The 20718-nt window shown below is 71.1% G+C and carries 24 protein-coding genes; 14 read left to right on the top strand and 10 right to left on the bottom strand.

Features of this window, described 5'->3' with window-relative positions:
- Positions 1 to 43 precede the first annotated feature (43 nt).
- The gene (locus tag ACFYWM_RS34470; RefSeq protein WP_350973539.1) at positions 44 to 364 is read right to left on the bottom strand and encodes an ATP/GTP-binding protein; all 321 of its coding nucleotides are present in this window, start codon (positions 362 to 364) and stop codon (positions 44 to 46) included.
- Entirely contained in the window at positions 361 to 504 is a 144-nt protein-coding gene (locus tag ACFYWM_RS34465) for a hypothetical protein (protein ID WP_389922610.1), read from the bottom strand. The genes ACFYWM_RS34470 and ACFYWM_RS34465 overlap by 4 nt, the downstream gene beginning before the upstream one ends.
- A gap of 178 nt (positions 505 to 682) precedes the next feature.
- Here ACFYWM_RS34465 and ACFYWM_RS34460 point away from each other — a divergent pair, with 178 nt between their 5' ends.
- The 7 genes from ACFYWM_RS34460 to ACFYWM_RS34430 all read left to right on the top strand — a co-directional run bounded on the left by ACFYWM_RS34460 (position 683) and on the right by ACFYWM_RS34430 (position 5284).
- On the top strand, positions 683 to 1141 hold the full coding sequence (locus ACFYWM_RS34460) for a hypothetical protein (RefSeq protein ID WP_389922608.1): 459 nt from the start codon (positions 683 to 685) through the stop codon (positions 1139 to 1141).
- A complete protein-coding gene (locus ACFYWM_RS34455; RefSeq protein ID WP_389922605.1) occupies positions 1138 to 1560 on the top strand; it encodes a winged helix-turn-helix domain-containing protein in 423 nt (140 codons plus the stop codon). The genes ACFYWM_RS34460 and ACFYWM_RS34455 overlap by 4 nt, the downstream gene beginning before the upstream one ends.
- Positions 1557 to 2435, top strand: a complete 879-nt coding sequence (locus ACFYWM_RS34450) for an ABC transporter ATP-binding protein (RefSeq protein ID WP_389922602.1) — start codon at positions 1557 to 1559, stop codon at positions 2433 to 2435. The genes ACFYWM_RS34455 and ACFYWM_RS34450 overlap by 4 nt, the downstream gene beginning before the upstream one ends.
- Positions 2432 to 3586, top strand: coding sequence for an ABC transporter permease (locus tag ACFYWM_RS34445; RefSeq protein ID WP_389922599.1), 1155 nt, complete (start codon positions 2432 to 2434; stop codon positions 3584 to 3586). The genes ACFYWM_RS34450 and ACFYWM_RS34445 overlap by 4 nt, the downstream gene beginning before the upstream one ends.
- Before the next feature lie 132 nt (positions 3587 to 3718).
- The gene (gene nucS / locus ACFYWM_RS34440; RefSeq protein WP_329091017.1) at positions 3719 to 4378 is read left to right on the top strand and encodes an endonuclease NucS; all 660 of its coding nucleotides are present in this window, start codon (positions 3719 to 3721) and stop codon (positions 4376 to 4378) included.
- A 260-nt stretch (positions 4379 to 4638) separates the two neighbouring features.
- Positions 4639 to 4851: a hypothetical protein gene (locus tag ACFYWM_RS34435; RefSeq protein ID WP_389922596.1), complete on the top strand. Its 213-nt coding sequence runs from the start codon at positions 4639 to 4641 to the stop codon at positions 4849 to 4851.
- Positions 4844 to 5284, top strand: coding sequence for a type II toxin-antitoxin system VapC family toxin (locus ACFYWM_RS34430; protein ID WP_389922593.1), 441 nt, complete (start codon positions 4844 to 4846; stop codon positions 5282 to 5284). The genes ACFYWM_RS34435 and ACFYWM_RS34430 overlap by 8 nt, the downstream gene beginning before the upstream one ends.
- 237 nt (positions 5285 to 5521) lie before the next feature.
- Here ACFYWM_RS34430 and ACFYWM_RS34425 read toward each other — a convergent pair whose 3' ends face one another.
- Together ACFYWM_RS34425 and ACFYWM_RS34420 are read right to left on the bottom strand one after the other, a co-directional pair.
- Positions 5522 to 5746, bottom strand: a complete 225-nt coding sequence (locus tag ACFYWM_RS34425) for a DUF397 domain-containing protein (protein ID WP_389922591.1) — start codon at positions 5744 to 5746, stop codon at positions 5522 to 5524.
- 23 nt (positions 5747 to 5769) lie between these two features.
- Complete coding sequence (locus tag ACFYWM_RS34420) at positions 5770 to 6639, bottom strand: helix-turn-helix domain-containing protein (protein WP_389922588.1); 870 nt, start codon at positions 6637 to 6639, stop codon at positions 5770 to 5772.
- Between the two features lie 394 nt (positions 6640 to 7033).
- Here ACFYWM_RS34420 and ACFYWM_RS34415 point away from each other — a divergent pair, with 394 nt between their 5' ends.
- The 6 genes from ACFYWM_RS34415 (at position 7034) to ACFYWM_RS34390 (ending at position 12154) form a co-directional block, all read left to right on the top strand.
- Positions 7034 to 7444, top strand: coding sequence for an ATP-binding protein (locus ACFYWM_RS34415; RefSeq protein ID WP_389922585.1), 411 nt, complete (start codon positions 7034 to 7036; stop codon positions 7442 to 7444).
- Between the two features lie 82 nt (positions 7445 to 7526).
- Positions 7527 to 8369: an ABC transporter ATP-binding protein gene (locus ACFYWM_RS34410; protein WP_389922582.1), complete on the top strand. Its 843-nt coding sequence runs from the start codon at positions 7527 to 7529 to the stop codon at positions 8367 to 8369.
- Positions 8370 to 8476: 107 nt separating this feature from the next.
- Positions 8477 to 9259 (top strand): ABC transporter permease, encoded by a 783-nt coding sequence (locus ACFYWM_RS34405; RefSeq protein WP_389922579.1) that lies wholly within the window; start codon positions 8477 to 8479, stop codon positions 9257 to 9259.
- Positions 9217 to 10587: a sensor histidine kinase gene (locus ACFYWM_RS34400; protein ID WP_389922576.1), complete on the top strand. Its 1371-nt coding sequence runs from the start codon at positions 9217 to 9219 to the stop codon at positions 10585 to 10587. The genes ACFYWM_RS34405 and ACFYWM_RS34400 overlap by 43 nt, the downstream gene beginning before the upstream one ends.
- A 3-nt stretch (positions 10588 to 10590) precedes the next feature.
- Positions 10591 to 11214, top strand: coding sequence for a response regulator (locus ACFYWM_RS34395; RefSeq protein ID WP_389922573.1), 624 nt, complete (start codon positions 10591 to 10593; stop codon positions 11212 to 11214).
- 334 nt (positions 11215 to 11548) lie between these two features.
- Positions 11549 to 12154, top strand: a complete 606-nt coding sequence (locus ACFYWM_RS34390; protein ID WP_389922570.1) for a TetR/AcrR family transcriptional regulator — start codon at positions 11549 to 11551, stop codon at positions 12152 to 12154.
- Positions 12155 to 12248: 94 nt separating this feature from the next.
- Here ACFYWM_RS34390 and ACFYWM_RS34385 read toward each other — a convergent pair whose 3' ends face one another.
- The 6 genes from ACFYWM_RS34385 to ACFYWM_RS34360 form a co-directional block, all read right to left on the bottom strand.
- Positions 12249 to 12566, bottom strand: coding sequence for an STAS domain-containing protein (locus ACFYWM_RS34385; RefSeq protein ID WP_362679943.1), 318 nt, complete (start codon positions 12564 to 12566; stop codon positions 12249 to 12251).
- A 194-nt stretch (positions 12567 to 12760) separates the two neighbouring features.
- The gene (locus ACFYWM_RS34380) at positions 12761 to 13354 is read right to left on the bottom strand and encodes a response regulator (protein ID WP_389922566.1); all 594 of its coding nucleotides are present in this window, start codon (positions 13352 to 13354) and stop codon (positions 12761 to 12763) included.
- Positions 13355 to 13475: 121 nt separating this feature from the next.
- Positions 13476 to 14699, bottom strand: a complete 1224-nt coding sequence (locus tag ACFYWM_RS34375; RefSeq protein WP_389922563.1) for a sensor histidine kinase — start codon at positions 14697 to 14699, stop codon at positions 13476 to 13478.
- A 40-nt stretch (positions 14700 to 14739) separates the two neighbouring features.
- Complete coding sequence (locus ACFYWM_RS34370) at positions 14740 to 15537, bottom strand: ABC transporter permease (protein WP_389922560.1); 798 nt, start codon at positions 15535 to 15537, stop codon at positions 14740 to 14742.
- 2 nt (positions 15538 to 15539) lie between these two features.
- Positions 15540 to 16679 (bottom strand): ABC transporter ATP-binding protein, encoded by a 1140-nt coding sequence (locus ACFYWM_RS34365; protein ID WP_389922557.1) that lies wholly within the window; start codon positions 16677 to 16679, stop codon positions 15540 to 15542.
- Positions 16680 to 16895: 216 nt separating this feature from the next.
- A complete protein-coding gene (locus ACFYWM_RS34360; RefSeq protein WP_389922554.1) occupies positions 16896 to 20057 on the bottom strand; it encodes a S41 family peptidase in 3162 nt (1053 codons plus the stop codon).
- Between the two features lie 65 nt (positions 20058 to 20122).
- Between ACFYWM_RS34360 and ACFYWM_RS34355 the strand changes: the two genes are divergently transcribed.
- Positions 20123 to 20713, top strand: coding sequence for a cob(I)yrinic acid a,c-diamide adenosyltransferase (locus ACFYWM_RS34355; protein ID WP_389922551.1), 591 nt, complete (start codon positions 20123 to 20125; stop codon positions 20711 to 20713).
- The last annotated feature ends 5 nt before the right edge of the window (positions 20714 to 20718 follow it).

Genomic DNA, 20718 nt, shown 5'->3' with positions numbered 1-20718 from the left:
GTCGTGCCGGTGGTGGCCGGTCGTACCGGTGGTGGCCGGCCGGTCAGTATCTGCTCCGGCCGGGGCCGCGCCTGACCCGGTTGCGCCAGCACGCGGTGTGCCAGTGCCTGCGCTCGTCCTCCCCGCCCTGCCAGGCGGGCCAGCTGACCAGGTGCGGCAGGCCGGGCCTGATCTCCTGGTCGCAGCCGGGACAGCGGTAGACCTTGTCCGCCGCGCCGCCGGTGACCCGGCGCACCTGCCAGTCGCCGTCGGGCCACTCCTCGGTACGGTCGACGCCGGGCACCGAGCCGCCGACGGGACGGGCGTGACCCCGGTTGCCGCCACGGTCGAAGGGATCGGCTCGGCGGGCCTTGCGGGGGCTCACGGCAGGTCTCGGAGGCCCCGGACCCACGCCGCGCCGAGGCTGTCCGTCCCGGCCGCTCCGGCCACTGCTTCGGTCACCCCGGTCACCCCGGGCACCCCGGCCGCCTCGACCACCCCGGCCGCCTCGAAAGTGCTCGTCATCGCTCTCCCACCCTGCCCACCCCTGCCCGCCGGGTCCGCCCCACGTGGCGAACCGCCCTTTCCGGCATCGCAACAGTCTCCCAGAGAGGTACCGGCTACCCCAAAAGCCGGTCGGGTGACAGAAGAGCGGAAAGAAAGTACTTGAACGAGAGTTGAGTAATAAGTACTGTTTGAGAACATGAGCAGAGGAGGAGACGTGAAGGACGAGCTGACACCGGAGGAGGCACTGCGGCGGATCGCCGAGGTCGACCGGCGCGCCCGGCGCCCGGCGCGCGTCGTCGGCCTGCTCTACGCGGTCGTCGGCCTGGGCACGATCGTCTACTGGCCCGTCATGTTCCTCGGCCCCGCCTGGTCGCGGCTCGCAGCCGGAGTGGCATGGATCATCCTGACCGTCCTGTTCGTCGGTTATCTCGGCGGCATGAGGGTCCAGGACCCGGAGGTCAACCGGGCCAACAAGGCGAACGGCCCCGTGACGATCTCGTACGTCGTCCTGACCCTGGTCGTGTTCGTGTTCGGCGCGTTCTTCCATCCCGGCGACCCGGGCGGCGGCTGGAGCGCGGCCCTGATCGCGCTGTCGCTCTGCGCGGGTGCCCCGCCCCTCTACGCGGCGTGGCGCGTGCTACGGGCGGAGCGGTGAGCGGTACGAACGGCGCCGGCGGCGCGGAGGAGACGGGCCGCGGGAGCCGTACGGGCGGCGACGCGGGCCGGGCGGCACGCAGTACAAGAAGCGCGGGAAGCACGGAAGGCGGTGCGGGCTCGCACCCGAGGCACGACCTCGACGACGTCATCCACGCGCCCGTCCGGCTGTCGATCATGGCCGCCCTGGCGGCCACCGACAAGGCCGAGTTCCGCTTCCTGCGCGACACGATCGAGATCAGCGACTCGCTGCTCTCCAAGCACGTCATCACCCTGGAGGAGGCCGGCTACGTGCGCGTGGAGAAGGCCTTCGTGGGCAAACGTCCACGCACCTGGCTGGCCATGACCGACGAGGGCCGCCGGGCGTTCCATGACTACGTCTCCGTGTTGAGGCGCCTCACCGAGGGATCCCCCCAATGATCGAGATAGACGACCTGCACAAACGGTACGGCGACAAGGTCGCCCTGGACGGCGTGACGTTCTCCGTGCGGCCCGGCGAGATGTTCGGTTTCGTCGGCGCGAACGGCGCGGGCAAGACCACCACCATGCGCATCCTGATGGGCGTGCTCACCGCCGACTCGGGCTCCGTGCGCCGCGACGGCAAGGCCCTGACGTTCGACGACCGGCGCCGGTTCGGCTACATGCCGGAGGAGCGCGGCCTCTACCAGAAGATGAGGGTCGCCGAGCAGGTCGAGTACTTCGGCAGGCTCAACGGCCTGACCCCGGCCGGGGCGCGGAAGGCCACCGCCGACCTGCTCGAACGGCTCTCGCTCACCGAGCGCGCGAACGACGCGGTGGACGCGCTCTCCCTGGGCAACCAGCAGCGCGTGCAGCTCGCGGTGGCGCTGGTGCACGACCCCGAGGCGCTCGTCCTGGACGAGCCCTTCTCCGGGCTCGACCCGCTCGCCGTCGACTCGCTGGCCGGGGTGCTCGCCGAGCGGTGCGCCGCGGGCGTGCCGGTGCTCTTCTCCAGCCACCAGCTGGACCTCGTCGAGCGGCTCTGCGACTCGGTCGGCATCATCTCCGCCGGCCGCGTGGTGGCCAGCGGCACGGTCGAGGAGCTGCGCGACCGGGAGGGACGCGGCCGGCTCAGGGTGGTCGTCAGGGACGCCTCCCCCGGCTGGGCCTCGTCCCTGCCGGGGGAGGTCACCGAGAAGGGCGACGAGGTCCTCGTCGCGGGCGTCGACGGCGACGGCCAGGAGATCCTGCGCCTCGCGGTCAAGGCCGGAAGGGTCGAGCACTTCGGCTGGCAGCGCCCCACGCTCACCGAGATCTTCAGGGAGGCCGTCGCGTGAACGGATTGTGGCTGGTCGCGCGGCGGGAGATCGTCACGCGCGGCCGTACGAAGGCGTTCGTCATCGGGCTCGTGGTCAGCGCCGTCCTGGTCGCGGCGCTGGCGTTCCTGCCCAGGCTCTTCTCCGGGCCCGACTCCTACACCGTGGGTCTCGTAGGAGCGCAGTCCCAGGCTCTGGGGCCGGCCCTGACCGGCACGGCGAAGGACGTGGAGCTCACCGTCAGGCAGTTCCCCGACGAGGCCTCCGCGAGCGGCGCGATCACCGCGGGCGACGTGGACGCCGCCGTGGTGGACGGCCGCAGGGTGCTCGCCGACGGCGAGGTGGACCGCGAGCTCGGCCTGCTGCTGGAGGCCGCGAACCAGACCGCCCAGACCCAGCGGCAGCTGTCCGAGGCGGGCCTCGACCCGGCCAAGGTGGCCGCCGCCATGCGGGTCGCCCCGCTGGAACAGGTCTCGGTCGGCGCCGACGCCCGCTACGCGGGCGTGCGGGTGGCCGTCGCGTCCCTGCTGGTCATGGTGCTGTTCTTCCTGCTCATCTACTCCTCCATGTACGTCGCCATGGGCGTGGTCGAGGAGAAGGGCAGCCGGATCGTGGAGATCCTGCTCACCTCGGTCCGTCCCTGGCAGCTGCTCGGCGGCAAGATCGTGGGGCTGGGCGCGCTCGCGCTGGCCAACATGGTCGTGATCATCGTGGCCGGTCTCGGCGCGGCGGCGGCGACCGGCCTCGCGGCCGACCTGCCCCCGGGCATGACGGGCATCGTGGTCAGCGCGCTGTTCTGGTTCGTCCTCGGGTACGCCTTCTTCGCCGCGATGGCGGCGGCGCTCGGGTCGCTGGTGTCCAGGCAGGAGGACGCGAACAGCGTCCTGACCCCGATGACGATGCTCATGATGGTCACCTACCTGGTGGCCTACTTCGCGGCGGTCCAGCCGGGCAGCCCGCTGGCCAGGATCCTGTCGCTGGTGCCGCCGTTCTCCTCGATGGTCATGCCGGTCCGGATGGCCGGGGGCGAGGTGCTTCTCTGGGAGATCGCCGTGGCGGCGGTCCTGATGCTGCTGGCGACGGCGGGCACCCTGATGCTCGGCGCCCGCATCTACAGCCGCGCGGTCCTGCGTACCGGCGCCCGGGTCAAGCTCTCCGAGGCGATGCGCTGACCTTCCCCGCGTGCCCCCCCGGGCCCGTACGGCCCGGGGGGTCCGTCCTTCAGGTCACAGGGCCACAGGGCCGCCGGGGCGTCTGGACGGATCGCGGGGATCCGGGCCCCGTCCGGCCGGTAGGGTTCGGTCATGCGTCTGGTCATAGCGCGGTGCAGCGTGGATTACGTCGGGAAGCTCACCGCCCATCTTCCGATGGCGCCCCGGCTCATCCTCATCAAGGCCGACAGCAGCGTCTCCATCCACGCCGACGACCGGGCCTTCAAGCCGCTCAACTGGATGAACCCGCCGTGCAAGCTCCGCGAGGAGGAGGGCACCTGGACGGTGACCCACGGCAAGACCGGCGAGAAGCTCGTCCTCACCATGGAGGAGATCATCCACGACACCAGCCACGAGCTGGGCGTGGACCCGGGCCTGATCAAGGACGGGGTCGAGGCCCACCTGCAGGAGCTGCTCGCCGAGCACATCACCACCCTGGGCGCGGGCTGGACGCTCGTGCGCCGCGAGTACATGACGGCCATCGGCCCCGTCGACATCCTCTGCCGCGACCACACGGGCGCGTCCGTCGCCGTGGAGCTCAAGCGCCGCGGGAACATCGACGCGGTGGAGCAGCTCACCCGCTACCTGGAGCTGATGAACCGCGACCCCCTGCTCGCCCCGGTCGCCGGCATCCTGGCCGCCCAGAGCATCGCCCCCCAGGCCAAGACCCTGGCCGAGGACCGCGGCATCCGCTGCGTCACCCTCGACTACGACGAACTGCGCGGCATCGAGCGCAACGACACCCTGTTCTAGCCCACCGGACCTCACCCCCGGCGCTCCGCGCGAACCAAGCTCGGGCCGCGCCTCCCGGGGCGCCGCCCCGGCCCCCGGGCGAAGGGCCTTCCGGCCCCTCGCGCTCCCCGGCCGTCGGCCCACTTACAAGCTACGCCCCCCATGAATCCCGGTGGTTTTCATCCACCTGCCACGACTTCGTCTTCCCGGCCGCACGAGCCGCCATCTGCTCGGTGGCGATGATCCTGCGTCCGGCTGTAACAGGGTCGTACACTGCGGTTATGAGCCCGATGCGCGAGGAGCTTCATCTGCTGGTGGACGAGTTGCCGGAGAGCCGGGTGTTGCCGGTGCTCGCGCTCGTCAGGGAGAACGTGTCGTCATCCCGTCGGCGGGAGAAGGCCGCGGTGGCGCTGGAGAACATCCGTAACCGGATGCGAGGGGCGACCGGAGTGGACGAGGAGTTGGACCGGCTCCGGGACGAGTCACGTGGCTGACGCCTACATCGTTGACACTGGCGTCTTCCTTCGCTGGTTCGTCGATCAGCCCGGGTTCGAGCGTGCCCGCGAGGTTCAGGAGGCGTTCCTGGACGATCTCGTCGAGTTGGAGACAGCGGACTTCGCTTGGATCGAGGTAGCCGGGGTGCTCCGAAAGAAAGGGCTTCTGGCGGGCCGCCTGACGGCGGAGGAGTTCGCGATGGCCGTACGCGTCATCGACGATCTCGGTGTGACAGTTCATCCGATCGGTGCCGACCATCTGGAGCGGGCCGCCGGGTTGGCCGCACGGCTGACGCTGCGCATGCATGACGCCGTCTTCGCCCAACTGGCCCTCGATCGTGGAATTCCCTTGCTCACGACGGACGCCAAGCTCTGTCACGCCGTCGAAGGCGTGGTGAAGGCCGAACTACTCCGAGGCGTGGGAGAAGCCTGATCTCGTTTGGTCACCGAGGCCGATCACGGCGCCATGAGCGGTCCTCGCCACCTCCTCGCGCTCCGCGCGCACCAGTCCCGGACTGTGCCTTCCGGGGTGCCGCCCCAGCCCCCGGCGAAGGGCCTTCCGGCCCCTCGCGCTCCCCGGCAGTTCCGCGGTTCCCCTTACAAGCGGGAACACAGCCGGGCGGAGACCATGGCCGAGGCCGCCGGAGCTCGGGCGGAAGCTCTACGGCCGCTACGGCGTGCCGAACTCGCCGTCCAGCACTCCACCGAGGAACGCCGACCACTCCGCGGGTGTGAAGACCAGGGCGGGGCCGTTCGGGTTCTTGCTGTCGCGGACGGCGATGACACCGGGCAGGTTCCGCGCCACCTCGACGCAGGCACCCCCCTGGCTGTTGCTGCGCGCGCTCTTGCGCCATTCGGCACCAGACAGGTCTACAGGCTGATCGTTGACGGACATCCCCGCGTCCCTTCTCCAGGCGGTCACCGCCCAAGCTCGGCCGCGATTTTCGCGATGAGCGTTCTTGAGGCCTCTACCGGCAGTGCGGCTGCGCGCAAATGGTCGAACATCAGCGTATATCGCTCAACTTCTGGAGTCTTCTCCAAATACAGGGTGCCGGTCGTGTACTCGATGTAGACCACATCGGGATCGTCAGAGCCGAAACCCAGCACGTGGAACGGGCCGTCCATCGCGGCGTGCGCGCCGACCGAGAACGGAAGGACCTGCAGCGTCACGTTGCGCAGCTCACTGGCCTCAACCAGCCGCAGGAGCTGCTCCCGCATGGCCTCCGGCCCACCCACCATGCGGCGGATGGCCGCCTCGTTGACGACCGCCCACAAATGCGGCGCCTCGGGACCGGTGAGGAGCTGCTGCCGCGCCAGACGGACGGCTATCCGCTGCTCGATGTCCTCGTCACCGATCAGCCCGGCCCGGTATACCGCGCGGATATAACTCTCCGTCTGGAGCAGGCCGGGCACGAACTCGGCCTCGTACACCCGCAGCGACGTCGCCTCGGACTCCAGTCCCACGTACGCCTCGAACCAGTCAGGCACCGCCTCGCCGTACGTGTGCCACCACCCGCGCTGCCGCGCCTCGCGGGCGAGTGTCAGGAGCCGGTCGGATTCCGGTGCCCGCACGTCGTAGACGGCGATCAGCGCGCGGACGTCGCTCGGCTGGATCGCGCGGCGGCCCGTCTCGAAGCGGCTGAGTTTCGTGGCGTGCCAGTCGATCTCGGCCGCGACCTGGTCGATCGTGAGCCCGCGTTCCTCCCGGAGGTGGCGCAGCTCGGAGGCGAGCCGACGGCGGCGGACGGTGGGGCTGTAACGACGGGTGGCCATCGGCACCTCTTCCATGGGCCACAGTGTGGCAGGCGATCAGGAGCGGAAAATAATTTTGAGTTAGTTGCCCTCTGGCAGTTGCCAAAAAGCAAGAGCAGCCGCAACACTGGCCATGCTCGCACCAGCCGACGCGGCGCACGCCCATATCGAACTACTCTCAGCGACGTTTCGATTACGGCGGGGGAAGTCGTCGCGTTCAAGAGCGCGCGGCCGGTGAGCGAGGAAAGAGGGCCCTCCTCGCCGGTCGCGCCCCGTGAACCACGCGTCCGTCAGCCCGACGACATCGGTCGACACGAGAAACGCCGCCGGACGCGCCGCCACCAGAGGAATCCGGATGGTCGATCTCACGATGCGACGACAGAACCGCCTAGAGCTCTGCGTACACCCCGGCGCCGCTTTCCTCGCGCGCATGCATGTACGCCGGACACTGATCGGCTGGGAACGGCAGGACCTGCTGGACACCGCCGAGCTGATCGCCTCCGAACTGGTCACGAACGCCATCAAGGCGACGGGTGACATCACCGTCTCCCACGAGGAGGCCATGCTCTCGCCCGACCTGGTGACGATCGGCATGTACCGGACCGGCTCGTACGTCGTCATCGAGGTGTGGGACGGCGACCGTACGCCGCCCGCCCCGAAGACCCCGTCCGACGACGAGGAGGGCGGGCGCGGTCTGCTGCTCGTCGAGTTGATGTGTCGCAGCTGGGGCTACCGGTGGCCGGCCACCGGTAGCAAGGTCGTCTGGTGCATGATCGCGGGTGATCCCGATCACGCGTCCGGTGGCGGGAGTCCTGTCCCAAGGTCACGCACCAAGGAATAAGCCACGTGTCCTCCGTTCGGTGGACACGGCGTTCCACCGAACGTTGGTGCCGCGCGAACCCCGTGAACGCGACGCTTATGACATGGACACAGCGGTAAGAGTGAGAGGCCTGACCAAGCGCTACGGCGACGTCCAGGCCGTCGGGGGGATCGATCTCGACATCCGCGCGGGCGAGGTGTTCGCGATCCTGGGCCCGAACGGGGCCGGGAAGTCCACCACGGTGGAGATCATGGAGGGGCACCGCACCAGGGACGCCGGAGAGGTCAGCGTCCTGGGCGTCGACCCCGGCAGACCCACCCGCGCGTGGCGTTCGCGGATCGGCATCGTGCTGCAGACGGCGAACGACGCGGCCGAGGCGACCGTACGGGAGACCGTGCGACATTTTGCAGGCTACTACCCCGGGGCCAAGGACCCGGACGAGGTGATCGCGCAGGTCGGGCTCACGGAGAAGGCGGACCAGCGGATCCGGAAACTCTCGGGCGGCCAGCGGCGCCGGGTGGACGTCGCGCTGGGGGTGATCGGCAACCCGGAGCTGCTCTTCCTGGACGAGCCGACCACCGGGTTCGACCCCGAGGCCCGCAGGCGGTTCTGGGAGCTGATCGAGGGCCTGGCCCGCGACGGCACCACGATCGTGCTGACCACCCACTACCTGGACGAGGCCGAGGCGCTGGCCGACCGGGTGGCCGTGGTCGCCGGGGGGCGGATCGTGGCCGAGGGCGAGCCGAAGACCCTGGGCGGCAGGGCCACCGCCAGGGCCCTGGTGAGCTGGTCCGACGAGGGTGAGCGCCGCTCCCTGGAGACGGACACGCCGACCAGGACGGTCCTGGAGCTGACCGCCCGCTTCGACGGCGAGGTCCCCGAACTGGCCGTGACCCGCCCCACCCTGGAGGACGTCTACCTCCGCCTCATCGAGACCCCCACCTGACCGTCTCCCGTACGAGCGCCGACCGATCTCCCGAGGTGACCACCCACATGAGCCAGACCCTTGCCCGACCTTCCGCCCCGGCCGTCCGAGCCGGGCAACCTTCCGTGATGCGACTGGGGCTGTCACGGACGGTCATCGAGAACAGGATGTTCTTCCGCGAGCGGGACGCGGTGATCTTCACTTTCGCCTTCCCGATCGTCATGCTGGTGATCTTCGGCTCGATCTTCGCCGGCGAGATGGAGGGGACCGGCCTGACCGTCTCACAGCTCTACGTGGCCGGGTTGATCGGGACCGCCACGATGACGGGGTTCCAGAACCTCGGCATCAACGTCGCGATGGACCGCGACGACGGCACCCTCAAACGGCTGGCGGGCACCCCGTTGCCCCGCACCTCCTACTTCATCGGCAAGGCCCTCAACACCCTGTCCGTCTCTTTCCTGCAGATCGTCATCCTGCTGGCCATCGGGGTCGCGCTGTTCGGCCTGGAACTGCCGTCGGAGGTGTCCCGGTGGGTGACCTTCACCTGGGTGTTCGTGCTCGGCGTGATCGGCTCGTCCCTGCTCGGGGTCGCGATCAGCAGCCTGCCCCGGTCGGCCAAGAGCGCCGGCGCGGTGATCGCGATGCCGTTCGTGGTGCTGCAGTTCATCTCCGGGGTGTTCATCCCCATCGCCCAGCTGCCGGCCTGGCTGGTGAACGTCGCCTCGATCTTCCCGCTCAAGTGGATGTGCCAGGGCTTCCGCTCGGTCTTCCTGGGGGACGCCGGCGCCATGCTCGAAGTCACGAAATCGTACGAACTCGACCGGGTCGCCCTGGTTCTGGGAGCCTGGGCGGTCGGAGGACTGGTGCTGTGCCTGATGACGTTCCGCTGGAAGAGCCGCCGCGACGGGTGAGCCCCGCCGACCACACCGAGCCCCCCGCCCGGGGGGCCGGCACCCACGCCTGGAAGTCGCTGTGGGGCTGGGAGGTGCTCCTGATCCTCGCGATCTTCCTGCCCACCTGGACCGCGCTCACCGCCGACGTGCCCGTACGCGAGAGGGTGGTCGTGGCGGGCTGCCTGGTCGCGATCCTGCCGCTCTATCTCCTGCTGGGCCGCCCGGCGATCATCGCCGGTGACCGGCTGCGGGGGGCGGTCTACATCGTCCTGCTGATCGCGCTGTTCACTCCCCCGGGACTCATCACGTCGTACACGACGTTCGCCCTGTTCGGGCTCTGCCCGCAGTGCTTCGTGGTCTTCCGCGTCAAGCGGGCGATGATCGCCGTGATCGCGCTGAACCTCTCCCCGATGATCCGCTACCTGTTCCTGGTCGGGGATCCGGAGCCGTTCAACTTCCTGATGGTCGCCACCATCGTCGTCTTCTTCTCCACCATCTTCGGCATCTGGATGGAGCGGATCACCACGCAGAGCGAGGAGCGGGCCGCGCTCATCGAGGAGCTGGAGAGCAGCCGGGCGAAGGTCTCCAGGCTCTCGGCCGAGCGCGGGGCACAGGCCGAGCGCGAGCGGCTCGCCGGGGAGATCCACGACACCCTGGCGCAGGGCTTCACCAGCATCATCATGCTGATCCAGGCGGCCGAGGCGCAGCCGGACCCGTCCCGTCACCTGGCACTCGCCATCCAGACGGCACGCGAGAACCTGACCGAGGCCCGCCTGCTGGTCACCACGCTGAGCCCGGCCCCCCTGGACGACTCGACCCTGGACGAGGCGCTGCGGCGGCTGACGAACCGGCTCGGCGAGGAGACGGACCTGTCCGGAGGGTTCGAGGTGCACGGGGAGTCCCGGCCGCTGAGCGCGCCGGTCGAGGTGGTGCTCGTCCGCGCCGCCCAGGAGGGCCTGGCCAACGTGCGCAAGCACGCGGACGCGGAATCCGTCGCGGTCTCGATCGCCTACCGCGACGGCTCCGTGCGGCTGGAGGTACGCGACGACGGACGCGGCTTCGAGCCGCTCGGCGGCCAGGGGTACGGCCTGCGGGGCATGCGGGCCCGCGTGGAGCAGGTCGGCGGGACCCTCACGGTGACGGGACCGCCCGGCGAGGGGACGGTCCTCGCGGTGGTCGTCCCCACCGACCGGCCCGACCTCACCACCGACGACCACCCCGACCCGCCCGGAATCCCCGGCGACCGGCCCGACCTCACCGCCGACGACCACCCGGACCTGCCCACCGCCCCCGGTGATCAGTCCGACCAGTCCGACCTGGCCGGCCAGCCCGCCCAGAGGGTGTGACACATGCTTCGCGTGATGATCGTCGACGACCACCCGGTGGTCCGCGAGGGCCTTCGGGGCATGCTCGAGGCCGACCCCGGGATCACGGTGGTGGGCGAGGCGGCGTCCGGGGACGAGGCCGTCGTGCGGGCCGGGGAGCTCGCGCCGGACGTGATCCTGATGGACCTGCGCATGCCGGACGGGGACGGGGTGAGCGCCACCTCGCGCATCCTCGGCGGGCGGCCGGAGAGCCGGGTGGTCGTACTGACCACCTACGAGACCGACGCCGACATCGTACGGGCGGTCGAGGCCGGTGCGGCGGGCTACCTGCTGAAGGACACCTCCAGGGCCGACCTGCTGGCCGCGATCCGCTCGGCGGCGCGCGGGGAGACCGTGCTGTCGCCGTCGGTGGCGACCAGGCTGGTCACCCGGATGCGGGCTCCGGTGGCCGAGTCGCTCTCGCCTCGCGAGACGGAGGTGCTCTCCCTGGTGGCGAGGGGGCTGACCAACGCGGAGATCGGCAAGGCCCTGTTCATCAGCGAGACCACGGTGAAGACCCACCTGCTGCGCGTCTTCGGCAAGCTCGGCGTCTCCGACCGCACCGCCGCCGTGACCACGGCCCTGGACCGGGGCCTGCTCACCCGCTAGGCGATCGCCCTCGGACCGGAACGCCAGGCGACCGCGCCCGGCTCGAAACGTGGAACGCCCGGCCGGAACACGCCTTTTCGGACCGCCATGAACCAGACGCCTTTTCCCCTTTCGCTCGTGGAACAAACCTCACTCCGTTCACACGAGCGAAAAGACCTTGACCGGCTACTCAGACTTGTCACCTTCTTGCACCGCAGATGTAAGCAATAATACAACGGCCCTTCCGCAAAAAGGATCTTGCACCCATAATGGTTGATTCCGGGGGCCAGAACCATGAGGTGGAAGTGATAAAGCGAGTATCTGTCAACCTCGCGCTGACCTGCGGGAGCTTGACATGAACGGACGGTCCTACCGGGGAATGTCGGCGGAGGAGCGACTGGCGGAACGCCGGGAGCGCCTGATCTCCGCGGCCTACGACCTTTACGCCGACCCCGGATTCCCGGAAACGACGATCGAGAGGTTGTGCGCCGCGGCACGCATCTCCAACCGCGCCTTCTACGAGTGTTTCTCGGGGCGCGACGAGCTGATGCAGACCGTGTACGACCGGTGCGTGCGCGAGACGCTGGAGACGATGGGGAAGGCCATAGACCAGGCCCCCGACACCCTGGCCTCCCGGGTCAAGACAGGGGTCACCAGCTACATCAGCTTCGTCACCGGCGACAGGCGCCGCGCGCGGATCATGCATCTGGAGGTGCGCCGGGCGGGCGACTGCCTCACCACCTCGAGACAGTCGGCCGTCGAGGCCCTCCTCAAGACGATCGAGTCGAACGTCGCCGATCTGCCGGAGGCCACGAAGGCCAACCAGCGCCTTCTCGCGCTGGGCATGATCGGAGCGGTCCAGGAACTGCTCATCGAGTGGGTCCTGGCCGACGACCCGCCTCCGGTCGGCAAGCTGATCGAGACCGCCACGCACATCTTCCACAGGTCCTTCGTGACCTGACCCCGGCGAGGAGACGACGAGGACGGGCCCGCCGGGCCCGTCCTCCGATATGTTCCGGCGCCGCCGTCGCCCCGAATCCCAGCGGCCGTCCGGATCAGGCCACCGCGGCCACGGGGAGCTCGACGGTGAGGACCCGGTTGAGCCGGGTCACCGCCAGCACCCGCATCACCCTCGGCGGCACCCCCCTCAGAATGAGGCGGCGTTCCGCGCCCACAGCGCGGCGATGCGTGCCCACCAGCACCCCGAGACCGGTGGCATCGATCATTTCCAGCCTGGAAAGATCTACGATCAGGTCGCCGTGCCCGGAGTCGACCGCCTCGTGCAGCCGCGGGCGCACTCGGGCGACGGTTCCCACGTCGAGACGGTTCCCGACGCCGACCACCTGTGCCCGGGGGTTACCAGGGACGCGCATGCCTCCTCCTCACGCCCGGCCGCCGAACGGGAGCGACCCGGCACAACGGCGGTGCGTCACCGCGGCTACTCGATTACGCACCGCGTTCATACGATGTCACAGCGTACAAGAAGGTGCGAACCTCCCTCGCTCCCGAGGACAGCCTCCGTACGAACATGTGGGTTCCTTGCCCGAATCAAGTGAGAAAACGCGGTTTAAAGCCAACCTTTTTGTTGGGCAGATCGAATCGCGGTGATCCGGTTGGTCGCGCCCAGTTTGGTGATGGCGCTGGACAGGTAGTTGCGCACGGTGCCCTGGGTGAGGTGGAGCGCGGCGGCGATCTCGGCGACCGAGGCTCCCTGGGCGGCCAGCTCCAGGGCGCCGCGCTCGCGCTCGGTGAGGGGGCTCTCCCCCGCCATCATCGCCGAGGCGGCCATCTCCGCGTCGAGATAGCGCCCGCCCGCGTGGACCCTGCGGATCGCCGTCGCCAGCTCGTCGGCGGAGGCGTCCTTGGGGATGAAGCCGCGCACCCCGGCCGCGAGCGCCCGCCGCAGGTGTCCCGGCCGCCCGAAACTGGTCAGCATCAGCACCGCGTGCCCCGGCAGCGTCTCGGCGACGCTCAGCCCGTCCATCCCCGGCATCTCGATGTCCAGTACGACCACGTCGGGCCGGTGCTCCAGCACGGCCGCCGCCACCAGGTCCCCCCTGGCCACCTCGGCCACCACCTCGACGTCCGGCTCCAGGTCGAGCAGGGTGGCGATCGCCTTCCTGACCAGGTGCTCGTCGTCGGCCAGCAACACCCGGATCACCGCGCCACCCCCGCCAGACCGCCCGCCTCGCACGAAACACCCGCCCCCACCGGGCCGCCCGCCCCGGCCGAACCGCCCGCCCTCACTGGAGGGCCCGGCGCCGCCGTCGTCGTCTGGATCATCATTCTCCCTCCAGCGGAACCGTCGCCCGCAGCCCGAACTCCCCCGGCCCGCCGGGGCCCGCCGTGACGGTCCCGCCGATGGCGGCGACCCGCTCCGACAGCCCGACGAGACCCGTACCGCCCCGGCCGTCCACCCCGCTCACCCCGTCGTTGGCCATCTCCAGCACGGCGACCCCCTCCCGGAGGGTGATCGCGATACGGCACCAGGTGGCGGAGCTGTGCCGCAGCACGTTGGTGGTGCCCTCCCTGACCACCCAGGCCAGCAGTGTGGCCACCCCCTCGGGTACCTGGTCGCGCGGCGTCTCCAGGGTGCAGCGGATGCCGCCCGCCTCCAGCACCGCGGTCATCGCGCGCAGCTCGGCCGCGAGGTCGACCGTGCGGTAGCCGCGCACCGCGGCGCGGATCTCCTTGAGCGTCTGCCGCGCCAGGGTCCGTACCTCGTCCATCTCCCCGGCCGCCCGAGCGGCGTCCACCCCCGAGAGCTTGGCGGCCACCTCGCTCTTGACGGCGATCGCGGAGAGGCTGTGCCCGACCAGGTCGTGCAGGTCGCGGGAGAAGCGCAGCCGCTCCTCGGTGACGGCGAGCCTGGCCTGCGCCTCCTTACCCTCCTCCGCGGTCCTCACCACCCGCCAGAACCACAGCTGGAACCGGTTCGCCCACGGCGCCGCCACGGACACCCCGATGTAGGCGCCGAGGGCGGGCCAGACCCCCTCCGGGTACGGCGGCAAGAACGCGTCGCCGAACCCGAGATCGAACCCGGGATCGGTATCGGCGCCCGGCGGCGCGAGAAGCACGCCGACGGCGATCGCCCCGGCGGTGGCGGCGATCGTGGCGTACCTGCCCATCAGCAGCACGGCGCCCGACGCCCACGCCGGACCGAGCAACCCCCAGGTCCAGGGAGCGCCGCCGTCCTGGGTCAGCAGGAGGACCACCGCGACCACGGCCGAGGCGACGATCTCGCCCCTCGCGGACGTCCCGGCCACGGCCGCTTCGAGGATCCTCATGTACAGGACACTGAAGATCACCAGACCCGGCACCCCGACGACCAGCAGCGGGAGGCGGGACTCCCCGCCCACATCCGACAGCGAGCCGAGCGGGCCGATCCAGGCCAGGACGAGGCCCAGGGTGAGGGAGAGCACGGTCATCCGGCGGAGCCGCTGGACGGGGGACCGCTGCTTCCTCCGGGGAAACGCGGAGGGGATGAGACGCACGAGGCGCCTCATCCCTTTCACGCTGACATTTACCGACATTTCGTTATGAACGTTAGCCGTGCCGGGGTTCCCAGCGGAACAGCCACCTGGCCAGCAGCCCCGCCACCGCGATCCAGGCGAGCAGGATCGCGAAGGACGGCAGCGCGGCCACCCACTGCCCGCCCATGCTCAGCGCCTCCCCGCCCCCGGAGACGTGGTCCCCGCCCAGGAAGGCGGTGCGCGAGATCTCCACGACCGGGGTCGCGGGGAGCAGGGCGGCGACGTCGCCCAGCAGGCCGGGCAGCGTGTCGGCGGGGAACGCGATCGGGGCGCCGACCAGGACGACCAGGAGCACCGGCAGCACCGTGACCTGGGCGAGCTCCGCGTTGGGCGTGAGGCCGGAGAAGGCGGCGGCGAGAAGGCAGAACAGCACGACCCCCAGGATGGCGACGATCACGAGCATCGGCACGTTGGCCACCGTGACCCCCTCGGACCGCCGCATCCAGACGGCCAGGAGCGCCACTTGGGCGAGATAGAGCGCGAGCGCGCCGAGGGCGCTGCCTCCGAGGATCGCCGGGCCCGACGGCTGGCCCGCGCGCAGCCGCTTGAGCACCAGTTCCTCGCGCCGGGCGGTGAAGGAGTTCACCAGGTTGACGAAGACCGCGAACACCAGCAGCAGCCCCGGCAACCCGGCCAGCACGAACACCCCCCCGGCCACACCGTCGATCTTCTCGTTGCCGATGGCCTGGGTGTACACCCAGGCCATCAGGAGCGGCAGCAGGAGCACGTTGAACAGGACCGTGGTGTTCCTGCTCACCAGGGTCAGGTCGATCCTCGCGAGCCGCACCGCGTGCAGAACGTCGGTTCTCATGGTCATTCGCCCCTTCTCGCCGTTCCCGCCGCCACCGGCCCGCCGGATCCGGCTCTCTCCCCTTCGGGCTGCGTCTCCCCGGCCACGCGCATGAAGACGTCCTCCAGGGTCCCCCGGCGCACGGCCAGCCGTCCCAGGGTCTCCTCCCGCGCGTCGGCCCACTCCAGGAGCCGCCGCACCGCCGCGTGCGCGCGGGCCTCGCCCCCCGCCCCGGTCAGGATGTAGGTGATCCCCGTGTCACCTGTGTCGCCGCCGTAGGTCAGTACCGGGGCCACGCCGTCCAGCGAGGGAAGGTCCCCGAAGGACCAGGACGTGCCGGGGAGGCGGAAGGAGATCCGGTCACCCGACCCGGCCACCACCTCCTCGACGTCGCCCTGGAGGTGGATCCTGCCCTCGTGCATGATGGCCAGCCGGTTGGCGAGGCGCTCGGCCTCCTCCAGGTAGTGGGTGGTGAGCAGCACCGTGGTGCCGCCCGCCCGCAGGTCCTCGATCACCTTCCAGGTGGCGCGGCGCGCCTCGGGGTCCATGCCCGTGGTCGGCTCGTCCAGGAAGAGCACCTCCGGCCGGGAGATCACCGCCAGCGCGAGGTCGAGCCTGCGCCGCTGGCCGCCGGAGAGCTGCCGCACCCGGGTCCTGGCCTTCCTGCCGAGCCCCGCGGCCTCCAGCGCGTCCATGACCCGCGGATCCGTGCCCCTGCGCCGGCCGAGGGGGGAGAACGTCCCGGAGGAGGGTCCGGCGGGGGTGCCCGCGCGGGCAGCGCGGGTAGCGCTGCCCGCGTCCCGGCTGAACCCCTCCCACAGGCCGACGGTCTCGGCGACCGTGAGGTCCCCGAGGAAGCCGCCCTCCTGCAGCATGATCCCCACGTGGGGCCGCAGCTTCCGGCGCTGCCTGACCGGGTCGAGCCCGAGCACGCGGACGCTGCCGTCGGTGGGGGTCCGGAACCCTTCCAGGACCTCCACGGTGGTGGTCTTGCCGGCACCGTTCGTGCCGAGCAGGGCGAACAGCTCGCCCCTCGGGACCGTGAAGGAGACGCCGCGCACCGCTTCGAAGTCGCCGTACGCCTGCCGCAGACCGCCGACCTCGATCACGTTGTCGAGGCCGGCGGCGGCGCCGGGCGGGTCCGTCACCTGTGGTGTTCTCATGGGGACAATCGTCGTCGTCCCGCGTTCCCCCAGGTAGTCGCCGATATCACCGGAAGGGCAGTGATTCCTGATGCGTTTCGGATGACAAATGTCAACCACGGGCGGGACGGCGGCGCGGGACACCGCCGGGACGGCCGGGTGCCGCTACGGCCGGGACGCCGCCGGGACGGCCGGGTGTCACTACGGCCGGGACAACGGCGGAACGGCCGGGTGCCGCTACGGGCGGGGCGGCAGTGCGGGACGCCGCCTGGACGGCCGGGTGGCCGGGTCGGGCGGGGTCGCCGCCGGGCGCTCCTCCAGCGCGGCCAGCACGAGCCGTACCGCCTCCTCGATCTGCGGGTCCCTGTCCTCGGCCCAGTCGTCGGGGGCGATGTCGACCTCGACGTCCGGGTCGACGCCGTAGTTCTCCACGCCCCAGCCCAGCCCCTCGAACCAGAAGGAGTACTTGGGCACGGTGATGCGCGTGCCGTCGACCAGGCGGTGGGCGTCCTCGATGCCGATGACCCCTCCCCAGGTACGGGTGCCCACCACGGGCCCGAGCTTGTGGATCTTGAAGGCGGCGGTGACGATGTCGCCGTCGGACCCGGCGTTCTGGTCGGTGATCGCGACCAGCGGGCCGCGCGGCGCGTCCTCGGGGTAGGTGATCGGCGTCATGCCCCTGGGCAGGTCCCAGGCGATGACCTTGCGGATCAGCTTCTCGATGACCAGCTCGGAGGTGTGGCCGCCCCGGTTCCCCCGTACGTCCACCACCAGCCCCTCGAAGGTCATCTCCCTGCGCAGGTCGCGGTGGAACTGCGCCCAGCCCTCGGCCACCATGTCCGGGATGTGCAGGTAGCCGAGGCGCCCGCCGCCGAGCTCCCTGACGCGGGCCCGGCACGCGGCCACCCAGTTCTGGTAGCGCAGGCGCCGGTCGTCGCGCAGCGGCGTGACGACCACCCGCCGGCCGCCGTCCAGGGTGAGCTCGACCGGCTTGTCGGCGGCGCCGACCAGCAGCCGTGCGGGCCCCTCGGGCGGCACCGGGCGCCCGTCGACCGCGAGCAGCGCCTCCCCCGCCTGGACGCCCGGCCCCGGCCCGGCCAGCGGCGAGCGGGCGTGCACGTCGGAGGACTCGGCGAGCAGCACCCGGTCCACCCGCCAGCGGTCGTCGTCGCCCCTGGAGAGGTCGGCGCCGAGCAGCCCGATCGGGTCGGAGGCCGGGTGGCCCCAGGGAGCGGCGTCGACGTAGGCGTGCGAGCTGCCCAGCTCTCCCACGACCTCCCACAGCAGGTCGGCGAAGTCGTCGGCGGTGGCGACCCGGTCCACCAGCGGCCGGTACTCCTCCAGCACGGCCTCCCACTCCACGCCGGCCATGTCCTCGACCCAGAAGTCGGCGCGCATCCGGCGGCCCAGCTGGGCGTAGGCGTGCCGCCGCAACGCCGCCGGGTCGGCGGTGATCCGGATCCTGGACAGGTCGACGGTCGTGTCGTCGCCGTTCTTGCCCCCCGGCTTGCCCACGGCGGGACGGACCGTGAGCGTGCCCTTGTCGCTGACCACGAGCTGGGTGCCGTCACCGCTCACCCGGTACCAGTCGAGCTTGTCGACCACTTCCTCCCACTTGCGCTTGACCAGGTCGTAGCGGTCCAGCGCCGGGCGGGGCGCCTCGCCCCCCACCTCGTCCCTGTCCTCGCCGAGCTCCCCGGCCAGCGGCTCCCGCAGCCAGACGAACCCGCCCTTGACCGCCCGCAGGTCCGAGTAGCGCCCCTCGGGCACCGGCACCTGCACGACCCTGGTGGCGATGCCCTCCAGGTCCACGGCGACCGCGCCGTCGTCCTTCCTGCCGTCGTCGTCGCCCGAGCCGGAGTCGGCGGCCCGCCCCGCGGAGCTGGGCGCGAACGGGGACGGCGTGGACGCCGACAGCGGCACCAGGTAGGGCCGGTAGCCGAAGGGGAAGGACATGTCGAAGGAGTGCGCGTCGTAGACCGGGTCGAAGCCGCGCCGCGACAGGAACGCCAGATAGTCCCCCGCGAACGCGGGCGAGATGTCCACGAACCGGCCGTCGGTGACGTCGGTCACGACCCGGTCCGCCACCCTGGCCAGTTTGATCCTGCGCAGCTGCGGGCCGTCCGGGTGCGACCAGGCCAGCCAGGCCGAGTCGGGCGACCAGCTGAGGCCGTGGATCTCCCCGTCGGCCCGGGCCAGCTCCACGACCTCGCCGGAGGCCACGTCGGCCAGGAGCAGCCGCCCGTCCCTGGCGCTCACCGCGACCGTGTTCCCGTCGGGCGCGACGGCCAGGTCCCCCACCTCGCCCAGCGCGCCCGTGGCGATCCTGCGGCGCTCCCCGCCCCCCGCCGGGGCGATCTCCAGCCCTTGCGTCCCGCCGTCGTCGAAGACCCACACCACGCGGTCGTCGCCGAGGACGCGGGGCAGCCCCGCCGACAGGCCGTCACTGAGCTGCCGCGCCGGGCCGTCCCGGTGGGTCACCCAGTGCACCGACCCCTGGACCTCCACCGCGCTGGCCCGCCCGGTCGCGTCCACGGCCAGGTCGTGCAACCGCCTGCCCGCGCTGACCTGGTACGGCTGCCGCCCCCGCAGCGGGGAGCCCAGGGTGATGTCGAGCTTGCGGGCCTCGGCGTCGAGACCGTCCAGGAGATAGACGTCCCCGGCGTTCTGGTAGACGATCCGGGTCCCGTCGGTGGTGGCGTGCCGGGCGTAGAAGACCTCGTGGTCGGTGTGACGGCGCAGGCCGGAGCCGTCCGGCTCGCAGGAGTAGAGGTTGCCGACGCCCTCGTGGTCGGAGACGAAGACGAGCCGCCCCCCGACGAGCATCGGGTTGGCGAGGTGGCCGTCCAGGTCGGCCAGGACCCGGCCGAAGTCCCCCTCCCCCTGGCGCAGCCACAGGCGGCCCGCCGTGCCGCCCCGGTAGCGCTTCCAGGTCCCCGGGTCGCGGGCGAGCCCCCCGGTGAGCAGCGCCACCGCGTCCCCCGTGACCGAGAGATCGTTGACCGGACCGTACGGCAGCCGTTCGGGGCGTCCCTCGCCGAGCACGTAGGCCCAGGTCCGCGAGACGAACGGCTGGCCGGTCGCGCTGATCGCGAGCACCCCGCCCTCGGGCGTCCAGCCCCGGGTGCGGGTCCGCGCGTCTCCCCAATAGGTCAGCCGCTCCGCCGAACCGGACTCCAGATCCGCCAGGTAGACCTCGGGGGCGCCGTCGCGGACGCCGGTCCAGGCGACCTTCGTACCGCCGGGGGAGAGACGGGGGTGGGCCGCCGGGGCCCGGTCCGAGGACAGGCGCCACGCCCGGCCGCCGTCCGCCGGGGCCGCCCAGACGTCGTCGTCGGCGACGAAGGTCAGCGTCTCGTGGGAGATGTGGGGGAATCGCAGGTAGAAACCAGAAACCATCGACAAATCATATTGTCCACTATCGGGTTAATCAGGAGAGTTTTTTGGCCGATACGCTGAGCCACATGACGCGAGCTGACAGAGACAAGCCGGTGGTGCTCTCGAAGATCTACACCCGCACCGGGGACGACGGCACGACCGCGCTCGGCGACATGAGCCGCACCCGCAAGACCGACCCGCGCCTGGCCGCCTACGCCGACGTCGAGGAGGCCAACGCGGCGATCGGCGTCGCCCTCGCCACGGGGACCCTGGAGGCGGACGTCACCGCGGTCCTGTCCCGGATCCAGAACGAGCTGTTCGACGTCGGGGCCGACCTGTGCGCCCCGCTCGTGGAGAACCCCGAGTTCCCGCCGCTGCGGGTCGAGCCCTCCTACGTCGAGTGGCTGGAGGCCCGGTGCGACGAGTTCAACGAGCGCCTGAAGCCGCTGCGCAGCTTCATCCTGCCCGGCGGCACCCCGGCCGTGGCCGCGCTGCACGTCGCCAGGACCGTGGTCCGGCGGGCCGAGCGGACCGTCTGGTCGGCGCTGGAGGCCCACGACGACGTGAACCCGCTCACCGCGAGATACCTCAACCGGCTGAGCGACCTGATGTTCATCCTCTGCCGGGTGGCCTCGAACGGCGACGAGATCCTCTGGAAGCCCGGCGGCACCCGCTGACCTCG

This window comes from Streptosporangium sp. NPDC002721, assembly GCF_042888905.1.
In the GTDB taxonomy this organism is placed as follows: domain Bacteria; phylum Actinomycetota; class Actinomycetes; order Streptosporangiales; family Streptosporangiaceae; genus Streptosporangium.
Note: the sequence above shows the minus strand (reverse complement) of the source record. Positions and strands in the feature narration are given on the sequence as shown.